This is a genomic window from Ignavibacteriota bacterium (assembly GCA_016218045.1).
Lineage (GTDB): Bacteria > Bacteroidota > Ignavibacteria > SZUA-365 > SZUA-365 > JACRFB01.
In genome coordinates, this window is record JACRFB010000072.1 from 90,693 (window position 1) to 108,914 (window position 18,222).

Below are 18,222 nucleotides of genomic sequence, written 5' to 3' on the forward strand. Positions count from 1 at the left end.
GGTATCGTGTGGTCGCGGGCCGAAAAAAGGATCACTCGATCTTGATTTCGAGTCCGAGTCCCTGCAGCTCGCGGACGAGCACATTGAAGGATTCGGGAACGTTCGGTTCGGGGAGGTTCTCGCCTTTGACGATGGCTTCGTACACCTTCGCGCGTCCCTGCACGTCGTCGCTCTTTACGGTCAGGATTTCCTGCAGCACGTGCGCCGCGCCGTAGGCCTCGAGCGCCCACACTTCCATCTCGCCGAAACGCTGGCCGCCGAACTGCGCCTTGCCGCCGAGCGGCTGCTGCGTAATGAGGCTGTACGGTCCGATAGAACGGGCGTGGATTTTATCGTCCACGAGGTGGGAGAGTTTCAGCATGTAGATGAAACCGACGGTGACCGGCTGGTCGAACTTCTCACCGGTGCGGCCGTCATGCAATTCGGTTTTGCCTGTCATGGGCAGCCCCACGGCGCCCATCAGATCGCGGATTTCCGTCCACGCGGCGCCGTCGAAAATCGGGGAGGCGAAGCTGCAGTGGAGACGCTTGCCGACCCATCCGAGGGCGGTTTCGTACAACTGTCCGAGATTCATTCGCGAGGGCACGCCCAGCGGGTTGAGGACGATGTCGACCGGGGTGCCGTCCGCGAGGAACGGCATGTCCTGCACGGGTACCACATTGGACACGACACCCTTGTTTCCGTGCCGGCCGGCCATCTTGTCGCCGATCGAGAGCTTGCGCTTCTTCGCGATGTACACCTTCGCCAACTGCACGATACCCGGCTGCAATTCATCACCGATCTGGATCTTGCCCTTCTCACGCTTGTAATCGTCATCGATTTCCTTGCGCGACACGGTGTAGTTGGCGTACATGCGGCGGACGAGCGCGTTGAGCTTCGGTGTCTCGGTCCAGTCCTGCGACGGATCAAGCGTCTCGACCGCGTCGAGCAGCGTGTGGAACGTGTCGTCCTTCACAACCGTGCCGCCGCGGATGACGCTCTTGCCTTCCACATCGCGGACACCCGCAAGCTTCTGGCCTTCGAGCAGCGATGTGAGCTTGTCGGCCAGAAGGCGGACTGACTGCTGTTTCCGGCGGTCGTAATCCGACTCGAGAAGATCGTAGCGGCGCTTCTCCTCCTTCTTCTGATCGCTCTCCTTTTTCTTGCGGCTGAACAGCTTCGTCTTGATGACAATGCCCTTCATGCCCGGAGGCGCCTTCAGGGAGGCGTCTTTTACGTCGCCCGCCTTGTCGCCGAAAATGGCCTTGAGAAGCTTCTCTTCCGGTGTCGGGTCGGACTCGCCCTTCGGCGTGATCTTGCCGATGATGATGTCGTTCTCGCGTACTTCCGCGCCAACGCGCACGATGCCGTCTTCGTCGAGGTCCTTTGTCGCTTCTTCCGACACGTTCGGAATTTCGCGCGTGAGTTCCTCTTCGCCGCGTTTCGTGTCGCGCACCTGGAGTTCAAACTCCTCGATGTGAATCGACGTGAAGATGTCCTCCGCGACGAGGCGTTCGCTGACGATGATGGCGTCCTCGAAGTTGTAACCGCGCCACGGCATAAAGGCCACGAGCACGTTGCGTCCGAGGGCGAGTTCGCCGCTCTGCGTCGAGCTGCCGTCGGCGAGCACATCGCCCTGTTTGAACGACTGGCCCGGCTTGACGATCGGACGCTGGTTGATGCACGTGTCCTGATTCGTACGGAAGAACTTGATCAGCTCGTATTCCGCGACACCCTGCGCGTCGAAATTCGCGAGTGTGTCTTCGGCCGAGCGGCCGATATTGTATTTGACACGGATGCGGTTCGCATCCACAAAGAGCACCTCGCCATCGTATTCGGCGATGATCATGGCGTATGAGTCGCGGGCAACCTTCTCCTCGAGACCCGTGCCGACCACGGGCGCTTCGGGACGCAGCAGGGGCACGCCCTGGCGCTGCATGTTCGATCCCATGAGCGCGCGGTTTGCATCGTCATGCTCGAGGAAGGGAATCAGCGCAGCGGCCGGGCTCACGATCTGATTCGGGGCCACGTCCATGTACGCAACTTCGTCCTTTGCAACCACCGGGAAATCTCCGCGGTAGCGCGCCTTCACCTTGTCGGACGCAAAAGCGCCGTCGGGTTTCAGCTCGGCATTCGCCTGCGCGATGACCGCCGTGTCCTCTTCCTCTGCGGAGAGATACACGATTTCCGTTGTGACCTTGCCGTTTTTGACCACGCGGTACGGCGTCTCGATGAAGCCGAAGTCGTTGACACGTCCGTGAATACACAGCGACGAAATAAGGCCGATGTTCGGGCCTTCCGGCGTCTCGATCGGGCAGAGGCGGCCGTAATGCGTGTAGTGCACGTCGCGCACTTCGAAGCCCGCGCGCTCGCGGGTGAGACCGCCGGGACCGAGCGCCGACATGCGGCGCTTGTGTGTCAGTTCCGAAAGCGGATTCGTCTGATCCATGAACTGCGAGAGCTGGTTCGTTCCGAAGAACGCGTTCACCACGCTCGAGATCGTACGCGCGTTGACCAGATCGGCGGGCGTGAACGATTCCACGTCGCGGATGTTCATGCGCTCCTTGATGGTGCGCGCCATGCGCGAGACGCCGACGTTGTACTGCGCCGCGAGCTGTTCGCCAACGGTACGCACGCGGCGGTTGCCCAGATGATCGATGTCGTCCACGGACTCCTGCGCCTGCATCAGGCGGATCAGGAAGCGGACGATCGCGACGATGTCGTCGCGGGTCAGTGTGGTGACTTCGGGCTCGACCGTCAGCTTGAGCTTGCGGTTGAGGCGGTAGCGGCCGACGACGCCGAGGTCGTAGCGCTTGGGGTTGAAGAAGAGGCGGTCGATGAGTCCGCGGGCAGTGTCGAGATCGGGAGCGTCACCCGAACGCAACTGCTTGTAGATCATCTCGAGAGCTTCTTCGTCGCTGCGCGATTCATCTTTATGGATCGTGTTGGCGATGACGAGCGCGTTCTCGCTGTCGGTCTTGTACACGCGCACCTTCTTGACGCCGTGTTCGAGCAGCGACATGACGAGATCTTCGTCGAGCTCCGTCTCGGCCTGCACGAGCAGCTCGCCCGTCTTTTCGTCGATGACCTCCTCGCAGAGGATGGCGCCGATGGACTGGTCCACCTTCGCACGCGAGATGGGCAGTTCCTCCACGAGTTCGAAAAGTTCGAGCAGTTCGCGGTTCGTGGAATAGCCGAGGGCACGCAGCAGTGTTGTGACGGGGAATTTCTTCTTGCGGTCGATGTACGCGTACATGACCGAATTGATGTCGGTGGCAAATTCGACCCAACTGCCGCGGAACGGAATCACGCGGGCGCTGAACATTTTTGTGCCGTTCGGATGCAGGGACTCGCCGAAGAACACGCCGGGCGACCTGTGCAACTGGCTGACGACCACGCGTTCCGCGCCGTTGATGATAAACGTGCCCTTCTCGGTCATGTACGGCAGGTTGCCGAGATACACTTCCTGTTCAACGGTCTCGAGGAAATCCTGGCTCGACGGATTGTCGGATTTGCTCGAAAGCCGCAGCCGTGCCTTCAGCGGCACGGCATAGGTCAGACCGCGCTCCTGGCATTCATTAACGGAGTACTTCGGCTTTTCGATGAAGTACTCGATGAATTCGAGGATGTAGTTTTCGCGCGCGTCGGTGATGGGAAAATTGGTGACGAACACCTGCTGCAGCCCGGTCAATGTGCGCTGCGCCGGAGGCACACGCTCCTGCAGAAATTGTTCGTAGGATTCCTTCTGGACGTCGAGGAAATTCGGATATTCGATGACCTGGCGGATCCGTCCGAAGCTATAGCGCCCATGTCCGATCGGGGTCAACCCGAGAGATGAAAGAACCTCAGGGGTCGCGGTCGCTGCTTTCGTGGCCAATGCTGTGCTCCTTCGTGAGTGGTGGCTGCCGTCTCAAGTGGTGGCCATTCCCGCGCGGTCGGGATGGCGTGACAAAACGACAAGATCGGGCCGACGCTTACGCCGACCCGAACTTGTCGCAGAGAGATGTCGATGCTCCGTGAGCGTGTCGACCCGATCGAGAATGCGGAATGATCGAACCTGACGCTGTTGGATGCACCTTACTTCAGAACGACGGTCGCGCCGGCGTCCTCGAGTTCCTTTTTCAGCTTCTCGGCATCGGCCTTCGGAAGGGCTTCCTTCACGACGCTCGGTGCACCGTCCACGAGGTCTTTGGCTTCCTTGAGTCCAAGGCTCGTCGCCGCGCGCACAACCTTGATCACGTTGATCTTGTTCGTGCCTGCAGCGGTGAGCTCCACATTGAACTCGGTCTTCTCTTCCACTTCGGCTGCCGGGGCAGCGGCGCCGGGCATCGGGCCCGCCATCATCATCGGAGCGGAGGCGGTAACGCCGAACTTGTCTTCGAGTGCCTTCTTGAGCTCGGAAGCTTCAAGAAGCGTAAGTTTCTCGATTTTTTCGACGATTTCGTCAATAACTGACATTGTTGTATCTCCTCACAGGGACTGAAAATTGAGATTGTTCAAAAGTCGGATGTACGTCACGCAGCTTGTGATTTCTTCTTCTCGATTGCGTCAATCGCATACACGATATCGCTCATAACGGCGTTGATTGCGCCGACGATACCCTGGGCCGGCGCGTTGAGCGCTCCCATGATGCCTGCGATCAGGTCGTTGCGCGACGGCAGCGCTGCGATCTCGCTGAGGCGCGAGCCGTCAAAGACCTGTTTCTCGATGACGCACACCTTGACCGCCGGTTTCTGGGCATTGTCCTTGTTGAACTTTTCCAGAATACGCGCGGGAGCGACGGGGTCGTTGTACGAGACCACCAAGCCGGTCTGCTGGACGAGATACGGGTATACGTCGTCGTATCCTCCGATTTCCTGCAGGGCTCGCTTGAGCAAGGTGTTTTTGATGACGATGTAATCCGCCTCGAGCTTGAAAAACTCGCGGCGCAGGTTGTTCGCCTGAAACACCGTCATACCCGAGAAGTTCACGAGGTACAAGCCGTTGGCGCGCGACAGGCGTTCGGTCGCGTCCTTGATGATGTCGGCTTTCTGCTGTTTATTCATGCGTTCCTCGAAAACGGGATGGGATTACCCTCGGGATTTACCGGGTGTGCACAATGTAGAAGCATTGAGTGCGTAGTCGGCCGGATGTAGGCCAGGTGCGTAATTCTGTATCGAAACGTGTTCTATCTGTCGCTGTCGATTTAATGCAGGCCTGCGGCTTCGAGCTTGTCGATGCGGATGCCGGGGCCCATGGTGCTGGAGATCGTCACACCCTTGATGTATATGCCCTTCGCCGCGGTCGGCTTCAGACGGTTCAGTGTGGAGATGAACGACTTGATGTTGTCGACGAGCTTGTCGGCGTCAAACGAGGCCTTTCCGACCATCGCGTGCACGATTCCGCCCTTTTCGACGCGGAACGAAATTTTTCCGGCCTTGACTTCCTTCACGGCCTGGCCCACGTCGTTCGTCACCGTACCCGACTTCGGGTTCGGCATGAGACCGCGCGTTCCAAGAATCTTTCCGAGCTTTCCGACTTCACCCATGACATCCGGCGTGGCGATCACGACGTCGACGTCGGTCCAGCCTTCCTGGATGCGCTGAATGTACTCGTCAAAACCAACGTGTTCGGCGCCCGCGTCCTTGGCTTCCTGTTCCTTGCCGGACTTGGTCAGCACGAGCACACGCACGTCCTTGCCGATACCATGCGGCAGCGACGCGGTACCGCGGACCATCTGGTCCGATTTTTTCGGATCGACACCGAGTCGCACGGCGATATCGACGGATTCGTTGAATTTCGCCTTGGCCGTCTTCTTCAGAAGCTCGACGCCCTCGGTGATCGTGTACTCCTTCGTCTTCTCGACGAGCGGAGCCAGCGTTTTCATTCGTTTGGTCAGTGGCATCAGAAAATCTCCTCTATCCTTCGACCGTGAGGCCCATGCTGCGGGCGGTGCCGGCAACCATGCGGACCGCGGCGTCCACGGTGTGCGCGTTCAAATCGGGCATTTTCAGTTCGGCGATCTCGCGGACCTGCTCCATCGTGACCTTGCCGACCTTGTTGCGGTTCGGTTCCGCCGAGCCCTTCTCGAGCTTCGCGGCACGGATGAGCAACGTCGCGGCGGGCGGCGTCTTTGTGATGAAGCTGAACGACTTGTCGCCGAAGACGGTGATGACGACCGGGATGATCAGACCGGCCTTGTCCTGCGTGCGCGCGTTGAACTGCTTGCAGAACTCCATGATGTTGACGCCCTTCTGACCGAGCGCGGGACCCACGGGAGGCGCTGGATTCGCTGCCCCTGCGGGGATCTGGAGTTTGATATATCCGACGATTTTCTTCGCCATACGGGTGAGCCTCTACAGAATTATGTATCGAATTCCACTTGATTGAAATCGAGTTCGACGGGCGTTTTACGGCCGAAGATCGACACCATGACTTTCAGCTTCTGCTTCTCCTGATTTACTTCCTGCACGAAGCCGCTAAACGTATTGAACGGGCCGCTGATCACCTTGACGGGATCACCGACGCGGAACTGCATCTCGGGTGTCTCGACGTCCTTCTTCTCCTCCATCCGTCCGCGAATCCTCTCGACCTCCTCCTTGCGGAGAGGAACAGGGGTGTTTTTCGGACCGACAAAGGAAATGACCGATGGCGCCTCGAGGATGAGGTGTTTGGTCTGCGTGTCGAGCACGCACTGGATCAGCACATAGCCCGGATAGAAATTGCGCGTCTTGGTGCGCTTCTTGCCGTCGCGCATCTCGTACACTTTTTCTTCAGGCACAACCACATAGGCGATTTTGTCTTCGAGACCGCGCATGCGCACTTCGTGCTCGATGTACGCCTTTACTTTTTTCTCGTGACCGGAATACGAGCGGATCGCATACCAGCGCATGTGCTCGGTCTGCGGAACTTCGCCGGTCGTGCCCGGATCCGTCATATCCTCGGTGTGGGTCATGGGTGTCTGTCCTGACTCAGGCGCCAAGCAGGAGATTAAAAATGGTCGTAAGGAGCCAGTCGACACCGGAAACGAAGATCGCGAAGACAATCGTGGCCACAAGGACAACCATGGTCGATTCCTTCAGCTCGTCACGCGTCGGCCACGTGACTTTTTTCATTTCCTTGATGACGTCGTTGACGAACGCGATTATTTTTTCTTTCATGACTGCAGCCGTTCCTGAGGGTGGATCACTGGCTCGTTGCCCGGGGGGTCGCACGTGAGGAGGGACTCGAACCCCCAACCTGCGGTTTTGGAGACCGCTGCTCTGCCAGTTGAGCTACTCACGTAAAAGCGAGACGATTATTTCGTCTCCTTGTGCGTCACATGCTTGTTGCACCACGGGCAGTACTTCTTGTGCTCGATGCGGCCCGAGTGCTTGCGTTTGTTCTTCGTCGTCGTGTAATTGCGCCGTTTACATTCGGTGCATTCGAGGGTGATGATGTCGCGCATGGGTGTCTACCTCCAGGGTTCTTGCTTTTCTTGAGCTCACGACCGGGATTGAACCGGTGACCTCTTCCTTACCAAGGAAGTGCTCTACCTACTGAGCTACGTGAGCGATGGTGAGCGGGAGACGGGACTCGAACCCGCGACCAACAGCTTGGAAGGCTGTGACTCTACCAACTGAGTTACTCCCGCGGGTGGGGAAAACCCCGCCGGTGGGCCGGGGCTAGTGCAGAGGGAAGGATTCGAACCTTCGAAGACATTAGTCAACAGATTTACAGTCTGTCCCGGTTGGCCACTTCGGTACCTCTGCAACGGGAGCTGGCGACCAGATTCGAACTGGTGACCTGCTGATTACAAGTCAGCTGCTCTACCAACTGAGCTACGCCAGCAGGCGCTTTCCCCAAAAATAGGGGCCAGGACCGCTAATATATCGTAAAAACTTGGAAAGTCAAACTTATGAAAGAAAAAAATTCAAGCCCCGGGGCGTCACCCTCTCAAAAGGGCTGATTTTAGCGGTTCCGCGACGGGCGGCGGTTTTTTTTACGCCATGATACAACACCCGTCAGGATGATTGGGGTGCATTATCCTGGCTGATTCGTGCCACCAGGTCGTGCACCCGCCGCTTCACAGATGTGTGCCGAGAAAAGTGATGAGCACACGTTCGAGTCCCACCTTGGCGTCGAACATATCGGTGCCGTGGCCTGCATCGTCATACATTTGCGCTGTGGATTTTGAGGGCGCGAGCGTGCTGATTTTTTTTACGGCATCGGCGGAACGCACATCCTTCGCGCTGGCCACGGCAAGCATCGACCCCGTATATTTTTTCACTGCGGCTTCAATAGGCAGAACGTTGAAGTAGTTCATGCCGGGACTCAACAGCAGCAGCGTCTTCACTCCGGCGTCGTCGGCCGCGGCAAGCAGGGCGTTGGAACTGCTGTATGATGCGCCGACAATCCCAATGCGAGAAGGATCAACGGTCTTTTGCGCACGGAGGAAGGCGAGGGCGGCTTTGACGTCGGGAAGTGCCACGCGATCAGGCGCGACGACGCTGCCGTCACTTTTTGCATTCGAACCGCCGTGACCGCGCAGATCAAGCGTCAACACCGCGTATCCTTCCTTCTGCAGTTGGGCCGCGAAGGACGCATACTTCGACCGGTCGCTTCTCCACTGATGCAGGCACAGTACAGCCGGCGCCGCGTCTGACGTCGGTGCAAACCAACTGCCCTCGAGTACCACGCCGTCGGCGCTTGTGAAGGTCACTGTTTCAACCGCTTTTTGCCTTGGCGGAATCTTCGCCTCCGCGCGCACCGACTCCAAACGGGCCAGATCCTTGCCTTCGCCGTTTTTCGGCGTACCCGACTCGCAATTGGTAAAACACACCGCGCAAAGCGCGGCCAGAATAAGAGAAACGCGCATGGATCTATCTCCTGAATGTTCCTAGTCAGGAAATATACCCAATCCCGCACTTTGAACACAGGGACCGAAGGTCAGCAGTCCCCTCCGCCTCCATCGACTCACGGGAGGCGGGCACTGGAACAAAAGGCACGAAATTCCGCAACGATTTTCCCGGCAAGGGCCGGCAGCTCCGCATCATGCGCCGCGTCGTACCAGCGCATTTCTGCTTCCCTCCGATACCATGTGCCCTGGCGTTTCGCAAAATTCCGCGTGTGCTGTTTGATCAGTTCGATCATGCGCTCGCGGCTGCTCTCTCCCGAGAGGTACGCGACAACCTCGGCGATACCTACAGCGTTCATCACCGTCCAGGCCGGATCGGCGCCGCTGCCGAGAGCCGCGCGCACTTCTTCCACCAGCCCCGCCGCGATCATCGAATCGACACGCTGGTCGATGCGCGCGTAGAGTATGCTGCGTTCCCACCGTATCCCGCACTGAAAGGGCGCTATCCCGGGTGCCTGCATCATTTCGCGTCGCACTTGGGAGTATGGACGGCCGGTGGCACGGCACACTGCCAGCGCGCGCACGAGACGCGGATGATTCGTCATAGGTACGGATGGGGCTCCGTCCGGATCGAGGCGCTGCAATTCCTGATAGAGGAGAAGCGGACCTTTTTCCCGCAATTCACTTTCGAGCTTTTCGCGCTCCGCCTTGCTCGCGGCTTCATCGTCGTCGAATATGCCGTTTAGCAGGACACGAATGTACAATCCGGTACCACCGGCAACGACGGGGATTCTCCCGCGCGCAGTGATCTCCGCTATCGCCTCGTGGGCATCGCGGAAAAACGCACCCGCCGTGTATGTGTGCGAAATGGGGACGCAGCCCAGCAGATGGTGCGGCACGCGGGCCACTTCTTCCGGCGATGGTTTCGCCGTGGCAATGGCGAGTCCTTCATACACTTGCCGCGAATCGGCACAGATGATCTCCCCACCCAGAATCTCCGCGCATGCCAGGGCCACGGTCGTTTTACCGGAGGCGGTGGGGCCCGCGATGACGAGCACGGGATGCGCTCGGGGCGCCACCGGCGCCGGGAGGTCTTCGGGCGGCAATCCCGTCACCATCCTTCCTTGCCGAGCAGGGGAACAAACTTGAAGCCCTGGTATTGCTGCGCGGAGACCTTGTCTCCCCTCTTCTCCACGCGCACCATGGTTTGTGTCGACTGGTCACCTACCGGCACTACGAGGATTCCACCGTCGGCGAGCTGTTTGACAAGTGACGGCGGCACATCGGGCGCGCCTGCCGTGACGATGATCTTGTTGTACGGCGCGAATTCGCTCCACCCGACAGTGCCGTCACCCGTCTTGGAGGCGATCGAATAGCGCATGGAATCAAACAGTCTGCGCGCGTCCTCCAGAAGGTCAAAATGCCTCTCGATGGTAAACACGCGGGCGCCCATTGCGGCCAGGACTGCCGCCTGATAGCCGCTGCCGGTTCCGATTTCGAGCACTTTGTCGCCGGCGCGGATCTCGAGCAGTTGTGTCATGAAGGCGACGGTGAAGGGCTGGGAAATCGTCTGATTGCAGGCGATCGGGAGGGCGCTGTCCTCGTACGCGCGCGTCTGCCACAATTCACCCACAAAAAGGTGCCGCGGCACGTCGCCGATGGCTTTCAGGACCTTCGGATCCGATATTCCTCTTCCCGCGAGAGCACGCACGAGCTCCGCTCTTTCCTCGTCGAACCTTCTGCTGAATGCCATCTCGATTAATCCCTGTCGAGCAGCGTCTCGGTTGTATCGGCCTCGCCGTCGGCATACGACGCGCGATCCACCACGTTCAGATGCCGTCGCAGCGACTCGCGCAGTTCCTGCGGCGACAGCCGGCGCACGAGACGCCCGTCGTGAGCCAGCGAGATGATGCCGGTTTCCTCCGACACGACAATGGCAACTACATCCGCCTGCTCGCTGATCCCCACGGCCGAACGATGGCGCATACCCATGATAAAGCCGTCGATGTGCAGCGTGGCGGTGAGCGGCAGCGTGCAACGCGCGGCTTCCACGAGTCGCCCGGTCACAACCACCGCGCCGTCGTGCAGCGGGGCCTTGGGATTGAAGATCGAGAGCAGGAGCTGCTTGCTCAGCTCTGCGCGGAGCGGCACGCCTGTTTCGATGATCATGCGTATGCCGGTGGTGCGCGTGAGCACGATAAGGGCGCCGATCTGTCGCTGCGACATCTCCTCGCACGCTTCCACGACCTCGTCGATGGTTTCGCCCAGACTGTATCGGAACAATCGCGACATCATTCTCCCCTGCCCCACCATCAGCAGCAGGCGCCGCAATTCGGGCTGGAAAAGGATGATGAAGGCGATGACCCAGAGATCGGTGATGGTGCGCAATATCCACGATATCGCCTGCAGATTCAGCGCCCGGGCCACGAAGGAACCCGCGATGATAACGAGCAGACCGAGGAATATCTGCACCGCGATGGTTCCGCGCATCGCGCGGTACAGGCGGTAGAACACGAAGGTGACGGCGAGGATGTCGAGCACATCCGTCCACTGCACTTCGAGGAACCAGAGTCTGAACAGCATCAGGCGGCCTCTGCGAGTAATGCGTCTTCGACAAGAAGTGCATCGCGCACAGCGCGTACATCGTGCACCCGCAGCATGCGTGCGCCGTTTCTTCGCGCCACAAGACAGCTCGCGATAGTACCTGGGAGGCGTTCGCCTACCTCGCGCCCGGTGATGGCACCGAGGAAGCGTTTTCGCGAGGTTCCTACAAGAATGGGTCGGCCGATGGCGGCAAGACGTTCGATATTCCGCAGCAGCGCGAGGTTGTCCTCGAGCCGCTTTCCGAAGCCGATGCCGGGATCGAGCCAGACATCCGTAATGCCCGCTTCGGCGCAGACGGCGAGCCGATCGCGAAAAAAGGCCTCAACTTCTGATACGACATCGGCGTACCGCGGATCGTCCTGCATCGTTCCGGGTTCGCCCTTCATGTGCATGAGCACGAGAGCCGTACCGCGTGCAGCGACTACATCAACCATGCGCCGGTCGTAGCGGAGAGCGCTGACGTCGTTGATGATCCGCGCACCCGCACGTGTCGCCTCGTCGGCAACGACAGCCTTGCGTGTATCGACGGAGATCGGAACGTCGGAGTGGCGCGACAGTCCTTCCACGACAGGAATAACCCGTCGCAATTCCTCGTCGACCGACACATCCTGCGCGCCAGGCCGTGTGGACTCCCCTCCGACATCCAGCACATCCGCGCCGTCCTCTGCCAACAACAGCCCGTGTTCCACCGCGGATTCAACACTCTGAAGGCGGCCGCCATCCGAAAATGAATCCGGTGTGACGTTCACGATTCCCATAAGAAGGCAGCGGTTGGAGGAAGATGAAATCATCTTTCAAGATTATGGAAATTTTCGGGGAGAATCCAGCGGGGGAAGGGGGACGGGGGACGGGGGACGAGGGACGGAGGAGTAGGGAAGAGAGAGTTGGGAGAGGGGCGGGCGACACAGAGCTTACATTTTTCTACCTTCCCGCCTCGCGACTTTCCACGTGGCCACCGTGCTACCTTCCACTTGTCCACATTGCTACCTTGCATTTGGTCACGTGAAAACGTGTGACGTGTGACGTGTGATGTGCGATGTGTGACGAGGGAGAAAAAAAACGGCCCGCGAGATGCGGGCCGTGTGAAGAAATACGAGAGCTACGAGAATCAGCGCGCGAGCACCATACGCTTGGTGGCACTGAACGGAGCCGTGCCATCAGCCGGAGCCGCGTCGAAGCGGTAGAGATAGATGCCGCTTGCGACGGATTCGCGGGCGGTTGTCATGCCGTCCCAGGTCACATTGTACACGCCGGCCTTTTGTGTGCCCTGCGCGAGTGTCGCGATCTCACGACCGAGCAGATCCATCACGCGGATGGTGACCTGCGCATCCTTCGGGAGATTGTATGCAATGTTTGTGGTCGGATTGAACGGATTCGGATAGTTCTGTGTGAGTTCGAACTCGCTCGGAGTGCTGATCCTCTCCACGACAGGACGCGGAGCAAGCGACTTGCGCGGAACAATCGACACGATGGAGATGTCGTTGATGCGCGCTGCTTCGACACTGATGTCTTTCGACGTGGCGAACGAGAGCGGACGGTTGCTGATGTCGGCCTTCGGGAGAGCGGAAATCGCCGCGAGACGCACCTTCAGGTCATCAAATGCCGCCCCGATATTACGCGCGTTCTCGTCGATTTCCTGCTGAGTTTTACCCATGGCGAGGGACGCCGGATTCTCGGCGAGCCGCGCCACTTCTTCACTGAGCTGATACGCGGGCTGCGTGAAGGTCTGCTGCTGCACGTACGCGCGATTCACCGCGTCGAGTTCGTTCGGTGTCGCAACTGCGGAATACACGGACGTGAGCACGTCACCGCTGTACGCATTGTTCGGAAGAACCATGAACTCGTTGCCGTCGATCGATGCAAACGCGCGGGCGCTTGCGGCTTCGGTCTGCGACATGCCGCCGATCCACAGGACGCGGCCCGAGGAAGGCAGTCCGCTCGCGACTGGAGCAAATTCCACGGTGTTGCCGGTCGCTTCGAACGACGCTGTAATGCGGTCGCGAAGGTCCGGAGCAATGGTGCCGTTGTGCAGGACGATCACAGGCGCGAATGTCTTGTTGTACGTCCGCATGTAGATGTTGTTCGTCAGGTTCTCATCGTCCGAACGCTCGATCACAACCTTCACCGTATAGGCACCGGCGGCGAGTCCGGGGAAATCGTCGAAGTCGACTGTGGCAGTGTACGGGGCGTTCTGGAGGTAGACGCGGCGTTCGGAGAAGCCGACAGTCTGTCCCGTCGAATTACGGATGATGTACACCTTGCCGATGGTGATCAGGTTCGGCAGATTCGGGTGATGCGCGTAGGAGCCGAAGGTGACGCGCGGCTTGAAGCTCGAGAGCATCTCGATCTTTTTCACACCGACATCGGAACCGAGAATGAAATTGGGACGGATCATCTTCACGCTGAAGTAGCGGAAGTCCTCGGGATACCAGTTCAATCCTCCGTTCGGCGAGAAAAATTCCGCACCGAAACCGGAGAGTTTGCTGAAACCGCCTTCCGGATCGAAGGGGCTGCCTTCCTGCGTGACACCCATTCCGACGCCGCCGATTGTCGGCGCCACGGCGGTGCAGATTCCGAACGCATACGTGCCTGCGGGGAGTGTAACCGGCGTGTTGAACGCATACGTCACCCACTTGCCACCCTGCTCCGGAAGCGGATCGATACCATTACCGGCAACCGCAAGAGCGGTGTTGTTGGGAATGCCCCCGGTTGTGCCCGTGACCGCAACGAGGATGCGTGCAGGCGATCCCGCGGGCTCGAGCTCCACATCCGTGCTGTGCCAGATGTCGATGCTCGTAAGCTTCTGCTCGGCCGCGATCGTGTACACACTCATATCGCATTCGCTCTGCGGGATGTTGTACTTGTTCGTCGACTCGCCGTTGTCGTACGCGAGGGTACCAGGTGTGATCTGTGTTTCAAGAGTGACGTAATTGTCGTCGCGTGTCATGAAAAGGTCGCCGCGCTGATATATCGCGCTGGCCAGATTCAACATACCAGTCTGCTCGCCGGTCGGCCATGTGCCGCTCATGTTATAGCGGTTCGGCGCGAGGTTGTAATCAAAAGATGACTGCCCGTTCACGGTGCCGTTGGGCAGCTTCTGCGTGATGTTGAACTTTGTATCGGACTGCAGTTTCGAATTCTGAATTGCCCAGAGGTAGCGGAGCTGCCTGTTCTGCGGACGCCAGCCGTGTATGCTGTACGGGAACCACGCGCCGGGCGCATACGCAGTCACATCGTCGACGAAAGGAACCGGATAACGTGGCATGGTCACGGTACCGCAATTGAGGAGGAAATTGATATCCCAGCCCCAGCGCACGTCCTTGTACTTGCCATAGCGGTTAAAAATAAGGCCCCACTGCTCGAGCACGCCCGTGATGCCGTTGCCGACCGCATCATAGACCTGGATCGTCCAGGTGCCCGTGGCGATGACATTCACACCGGTGGTGAAACGCTGCTCGGGCTGATAGACGCCGTGGAACCGCGCGGTTGGTACGCCTGCGACAGGGATGCCGGGGATGGCGTCCGTCGCGGCGGGTGCCGTTGTGCACGGGAACGGCGTGGAGGTCATGTCGAAGACTGTGTTTGAGTAGTCGTCGTAGGAGCCGCCATTGAACTGCGAAAGAATATAGGAACCGGATGGAGTCACAAGCACGATGCGCAGATCGGCGGTGTTCGCGTGGTCGATGTCCACCATGACCTGCAAATCCATGACGCTGAACATGTCGGGAATATCGATGGAGCTTTGCGCCGTCATAAGGTCGTTGATGGGAACCGGCGTGGTTCTCCAGTACTCCCACGGCGGTGTGCCTGGTCCGCCGGTCTGCGCAGCGAGTGGCGCCACCGCGGCAGTACTCAGTGCGAGGAGCAAGAGAAACAGTCGAACTGGTTTCATGAAACCCTCCTGAGGTAAGGAAAAAGAGATGGAACTATCGTTCCGAGATATGCGGGAGTAATGCATGGAAGCTACTTATTCATGGGGGGAAAGTCAAGCAAAAGAGGACACGAAACACCGTTATCCGCGTGAAGATCCGGCATCCTGCGGCCGAGCGCGGATGACGCGTGTGCAGCAGATATCAAGCGCGAAGGCGCCCTGCACACGCAGGGCGCCTCCGCAGCTTCGTGCTGCTCCACGATTATTTGGACACGTTCATCCGTTTGGTGTCGGTAAATGTGCCCGCATCGAGACGGTAGAAGTACGCGCCACTCGGGATCGTCGTGGCATCAAACGACACGTTGTACGAACCGGCCTGCTTGACTTCGTCGACGAGTGTCGTGACTTCACGCCACAACATGTCGTACACTTTCAGGCGCACGTGTACGGTCTGCGGCACGGCAAAACGGATCGATGTTGTCGGATTGAATGGATTCGGGTAGTTCTGCTCGAGTGCGAACACCTCGGGTGTCGAGGCTGCGACGAGTGTGATCGGCTGAGACACGATGTCGTTGCCTTCGCTGTCGACGGAAATCAGGCGATAGTAATACGTGCCGTCGTTCGAGAGCTTGTCGACAAACGCGCACTGACCGTTGGCGCTCGACATGGTCGCTCCGGCATACTGCCAGGATGCTTCGTCGAGATTTGCATCGGTTGTGCGTTCAATCACCCACTCGTCCGCGCCGAGGCCGCGCGACGACCACTGCAGCACTGCATTCCGTGAAACACGGTCGTACATTGCCGTGGCCGACAGGGCGACATTCTTCGGGAACCAGGGCTGCGCCATCGAGAACACGCCCGCCAGCGAGGTAAGTCCGCTCACTTCGACGTAATAGCTGTTCGGATAGCTTGTGCCGCCGCGGTATGTCCAGGCGCCGTTGAGCACCATCTGCTGCCACACCGCGAGTGCGGCCTGGTTCGTGACCATCGGATACAGCTCGCCCGCGTTGTAGTAGAATCTCGCCGAGAGATTCGACACCGAAGCCGAGGTCGACATACTGAAGTAGCGGCGTACGTAGCGGAGGCGCGAGAAGCCCTGCGGCATCGTGCACGTGGTGACGTTGAGAGTAAGCGAGGGGATGGTGACAGAGCTCATGAGTTCCGCAACAACCTGACCGCTCGAATTCGTGAAGGCGGTCCATGTGGTGTTCACCGTCTTCGACTGCTGCACATTACCCGCCGGCTCTACCTCGATCTTGATCGTGAGCATGTACGGCGAATTCGACGCGGGGATACCGGTTACGCTGTTCACACCGGTCATCTGAATCGTGCGGAAGTACGTGTTGCCGCTTGTCATGCCGTTGGTGTTCACGGAGAATGAGAGGTTTTGACCCTGTGATCCTGACGGCGTCGCGACAGTCACGTCTGGACTCATCGAGGTCGCCGTCCAGTTCAAGACGCCGCCGCCGAAATTGCCGCCGCTGTTGTTGATCATGACTTGTTTGTTATATGTGCCACCGGTAGTGCAGCCGACCTTGATCAGGACGGGGTCGGTCGCGGGTGCGATGGCGACACGCGGGATCAGATCGTAGGTCACAGGCACATCTTTGTTGCCGGAGATGGCAGAGGAGAAGCGCACGGTTCCGTTGTATGTGCCCGGTGTAATCGTTGTGGTCGTGATCGAGGTCGCAACCGTGCCAACACCCGTCCCGGATGTCGGGCTGATACTCATGAACACAGGCGACTGAATGGTGCTTCCGGTCCATGCAAACGACGTCGGCGAGGTGGAGACGTTGATATTCTGCGAGGCGGGCAATGGCGCTGTGTGTTCCGCCGAGAAGGTCAATGACGCGGGCGTCGCGTTGATGGTATTGCTGCCCGGCAGCACATTGACGGTGTAGTCTTCACACTCGCCGTAGCTGACCGTGCCGCAGGCCGGGGGATATCCGTAGTTGTACCATTCCGTTCGTATGCGCATGCGTGTCGGACCCGTAGCTGCAGTGGCGGGGATGGAAATGGGGACAACAAGCGTCTGCGAGATGTTGAAATATCCGAGTGCATACGATTCGCCGGCGTCCGCGAAGCTGCCGTTCTGATTCCAATCGAACCACGCCATACCGTACTGCGGATTCGGACCCGACGCGGTGACCGACAGATTATACGTCTGACCCACGATGACAGTCGTTGAGAGAGCGGTGTAGTTCGAATACTGCGGCATGGCATAACCGCTCGTGTTGTTGATCGTGTTAAACGTCACGTTGCCGATGCCCATACAACAGGCGCTACTGCCCGTTGCCGCGCAATAATTGAGGATCGGCGCCCCGTCGTCAACCACGACGTCGTCAATGGCGAGGTTGTTGTACCAATCGCTGTAGCCGTAAAACGCAACTTTAAAATTCGCGGTCTTGTATGCCGTGGGAATGCTGATACCATACTGCACGAGTGCAGCCGAACCGGAGCTGATCGTGGCGAGAACTGCCCAGCTTGCACCTCCATCGCTGGATATCCGCACTTGGAGATATCCTGAATAAGTGTACTGATCTCTGATCGCCCAGAACGTAAGACGCGGCTGAGTCGACGCGCTGATGTTGATGTTGGGTGACATCATCAGGGCGTTGTATCCCGATGAATAGATCCACGCGTTATAAAACGCCATGTATGAACCGCTTTTCGGAAGAATCGTCTGGCCGGTATAATACATGTATGCACCGGTTGCACGCTCCCAGTAGGAGTTTGAATTCGTGTACGACCACCCCGGAGGTGCGTTTGTCGTCCAACTGCCTTCAAAACCCTCAGTAAAATACGTTGCTCCGAATGCGCCACCCGCGAGGAGCGGAACAAGCAACATCGCAAAGAGCAACGAGCGTTTGAGTGACCGTGTACCAAGCTTCATCATAAACCCTCCTGTAGGTGGATGAGTGTGGAATGAGACGCTAAAGTCGAAAGTCGGAAA

15 protein-coding genes and 5 tRNA genes are annotated in these 18,222 nt (G+C 58.8%); all 20 read right to left on the minus strand.

Annotated features, from left to right (window positions below):
- Positions 1–31 precede the first annotated feature (31 nt).
- Positions 32–3,796: a DNA-directed RNA polymerase subunit beta gene (rpoB, locus tag HY962_17510; protein MBI5648734.1), complete on the minus strand. Its 3,765-nt coding sequence runs from the start codon at positions 3,794–3,796 to the stop codon at positions 32–34.
- Positions 3,797–4,056: 260 nt separating this feature from the next.
- Positions 4,057–4,437: a 50S ribosomal protein L7/L12 gene (gene rplL / locus HY962_17515; protein MBI5648735.1), complete on the minus strand. Its 381-nt coding sequence runs from the start codon at positions 4,435–4,437 to the stop codon at positions 4,057–4,059.
- 56 nt (positions 4,438–4,493) lie between these two features.
- Positions 4,494–5,024, minus strand: a complete 531-nt coding sequence (locus HY962_17520) for a 50S ribosomal protein L10 (GenBank protein ID MBI5648736.1) — start codon at positions 5,022–5,024, stop codon at positions 4,494–4,496.
- A 140-nt stretch (positions 5,025–5,164) separates the two neighbouring features.
- Positions 5,165–5,863: a 50S ribosomal protein L1 gene (locus HY962_17525; protein MBI5648737.1), complete on the minus strand. Its 699-nt coding sequence runs from the start codon at positions 5,861–5,863 to the stop codon at positions 5,165–5,167.
- 13 nt (positions 5,864–5,876) lie between these two features.
- A complete protein-coding gene (gene rplK, locus HY962_17530; GenBank protein MBI5648738.1) occupies positions 5,877–6,302 on the minus strand; it encodes a 50S ribosomal protein L11 in 426 nt (141 codons plus the stop codon).
- Between the two features lie 20 nt (positions 6,303–6,322).
- Positions 6,323–6,850, minus strand: coding sequence for a transcription termination/antitermination factor NusG (nusG, locus tag HY962_17535; GenBank protein MBI5648739.1), 528 nt, complete (start codon positions 6,848–6,850; stop codon positions 6,323–6,325).
- Between the two features lie 79 nt (positions 6,851–6,929).
- Entirely contained in the window at positions 6,930–7,118 is a 189-nt protein-coding gene (gene secE / locus HY962_17540; GenBank protein ID MBI5648740.1) for a preprotein translocase subunit SecE, read from the minus strand.
- Positions 7,119–7,169: 51 nt separating this feature from the next.
- A tRNA-Trp gene (locus HY962_17545) sits at positions 7,170–7,242 on the minus strand.
- A gap of 13 nt (positions 7,243–7,255) precedes the next feature.
- Positions 7,256–7,405 (minus strand): 50S ribosomal protein L33, encoded by a 150-nt coding sequence (gene rpmG / locus HY962_17550; protein ID MBI5648741.1) that lies wholly within the window; start codon positions 7,403–7,405, stop codon positions 7,256–7,258.
- Positions 7,406–7,438: 33 nt separating this feature from the next.
- A tRNA-Thr gene (locus HY962_17555) sits at positions 7,439–7,511 on the minus strand.
- A 7-nt stretch (positions 7,512–7,518) separates the two neighbouring features.
- Positions 7,519–7,591, minus strand: a tRNA-Gly gene (locus tag HY962_17560).
- Positions 7,592–7,626: 35 nt separating this feature from the next.
- Positions 7,627–7,709, minus strand: a tRNA-Tyr gene (locus HY962_17565).
- 6 nt (positions 7,710–7,715) lie between these two features.
- Positions 7,716–7,788: transfer RNA gene (locus HY962_17570), tRNA-Thr, on the minus strand.
- Positions 7,789–8,023: 235 nt separating this feature from the next.
- Positions 8,024–8,815 carry an alpha/beta fold hydrolase gene (locus tag HY962_17575; GenBank protein MBI5648742.1) on the minus strand — a complete coding sequence of 264 codons (792 nt, stop codon included), beginning with the start codon at positions 8,813–8,815 and terminating at the stop codon, positions 8,024–8,026.
- 98 nt (positions 8,816–8,913) lie between these two features.
- Positions 8,914–9,852 carry a tRNA (adenosine(37)-N6)-dimethylallyltransferase MiaA gene (gene miaA / locus HY962_17580; GenBank protein MBI5648743.1) on the minus strand — a complete coding sequence of 313 codons (939 nt, stop codon included), beginning with the start codon at positions 9,850–9,852 and terminating at the stop codon, positions 8,914–8,916.
- 53 nt (positions 9,853–9,905) lie between these two features.
- Positions 9,906–10,547, minus strand: a complete 642-nt coding sequence (locus tag HY962_17585; GenBank protein ID MBI5648744.1) for a protein-L-isoaspartate(D-aspartate) O-methyltransferase — start codon at positions 10,545–10,547, stop codon at positions 9,906–9,908.
- Positions 10,548–10,552: 5 nt separating this feature from the next.
- Entirely contained in the window at positions 10,553–11,377 is an 825-nt protein-coding gene (locus HY962_17590) for a TIGR00159 family protein (protein ID MBI5648745.1), read from the minus strand.
- The gene (folP, locus tag HY962_17595; protein ID MBI5648746.1) at positions 11,377–12,156 is read right to left on the minus strand and encodes a dihydropteroate synthase; all 780 of its coding nucleotides are present in this window, start codon (positions 12,154–12,156) and stop codon (positions 11,377–11,379) included. The genes HY962_17590 and folP overlap by 1 nt, the downstream gene beginning before the upstream one ends.
- A 350-nt stretch (positions 12,157–12,506) precedes the next feature.
- The gene (locus tag HY962_17600; protein ID MBI5648747.1) at positions 12,507–15,290 is read right to left on the minus strand and encodes a T9SS type A sorting domain-containing protein; all 2,784 of its coding nucleotides are present in this window, start codon (positions 15,288–15,290) and stop codon (positions 12,507–12,509) included.
- Between the two features lie 241 nt (positions 15,291–15,531).
- The gene (locus tag HY962_17605) at positions 15,532–18,165 is read right to left on the minus strand and encodes a T9SS type A sorting domain-containing protein (protein ID MBI5648748.1); all 2,634 of its coding nucleotides are present in this window, start codon (positions 18,163–18,165) and stop codon (positions 15,532–15,534) included.
- Positions 18,166–18,222 lie beyond the last annotated feature (57 nt).

What these genes read in the sequence shown, in the direction of transcription:
- rplL (MBI5648735.1), bottom strand. Translation starts at nt 4,437, where the DNA reads ATGTCAGTTATTGACGAAATCGTCGAAAAAATCGAGAAACTTACGCTT.
- HY962_17520 (MBI5648736.1), bottom strand. Translation starts at nt 5,024, where the DNA reads ATGAATAAACAGCAGAAAGCCGACATCATCAAGGACGCGACCGAACGC.
- HY962_17525 (MBI5648737.1), bottom strand. Translation starts at nt 5,863, where the DNA reads ATGCCACTGACCAAACGAATGAAAACGCTGGCTCCGCTCGTCGAGAAG.
- rplK (MBI5648738.1), bottom strand. Translation starts at nt 6,302, where the DNA reads ATGGCGAAGAAAATCGTCGGATATATCAAACTCCAGATCCCCGCAGGG.
- nusG (MBI5648739.1), bottom strand. Translation starts at nt 6,850, where the DNA reads ATGCGCTGGTATGCGATCCGCTCGTATTCCGGTCACGAGAAAAAAGTA.
- secE (MBI5648740.1), bottom strand. Translation starts at nt 7,118, where the DNA reads ATGAAAGAAAAAATAATCGCGTTCGTCAACGACGTCATCAAGGAAATG.
- rpmG (MBI5648741.1), bottom strand. Translation starts at nt 7,405, where the DNA reads ATGCGCGACATCATCACCCTCGAATGCACCGAATGTAAACGGCGCAAT.
- HY962_17575 (MBI5648742.1), bottom strand. Translation starts at nt 8,815, where the DNA reads ATGCGCGTTTCTCTTATTCTGGCCGCGCTTTGCGCGGTGTGTTTTACC.
- HY962_17585 (MBI5648744.1), bottom strand. Translation starts at nt 10,547, where the DNA reads ATGGCATTCAGCAGAAGGTTCGACGAGGAAAGAGCGGAGCTCGTGCGT.
- HY962_17590 (MBI5648745.1), bottom strand. Translation starts at nt 11,377, where the DNA reads ATGCTGTTCAGACTCTGGTTCCTCGAAGTGCAGTGGACGGATGTGCTC.
- folP (MBI5648746.1), bottom strand. Translation starts at nt 12,156, where the DNA reads ATGGGAATCGTGAACGTCACACCGGATTCATTTTCGGATGGCGGCCGC.
- HY962_17600 (MBI5648747.1), bottom strand. Translation starts at nt 15,290, where the DNA reads ATGAAACCAGTTCGACTGTTTCTCTTGCTCCTCGCACTGAGTACTGCC.
- HY962_17605 (MBI5648748.1), bottom strand. Translation starts at nt 18,165, where the DNA reads ATGATGAAGCTTGGTACACGGTCACTCAAACGCTCGTTGCTCTTTGCG.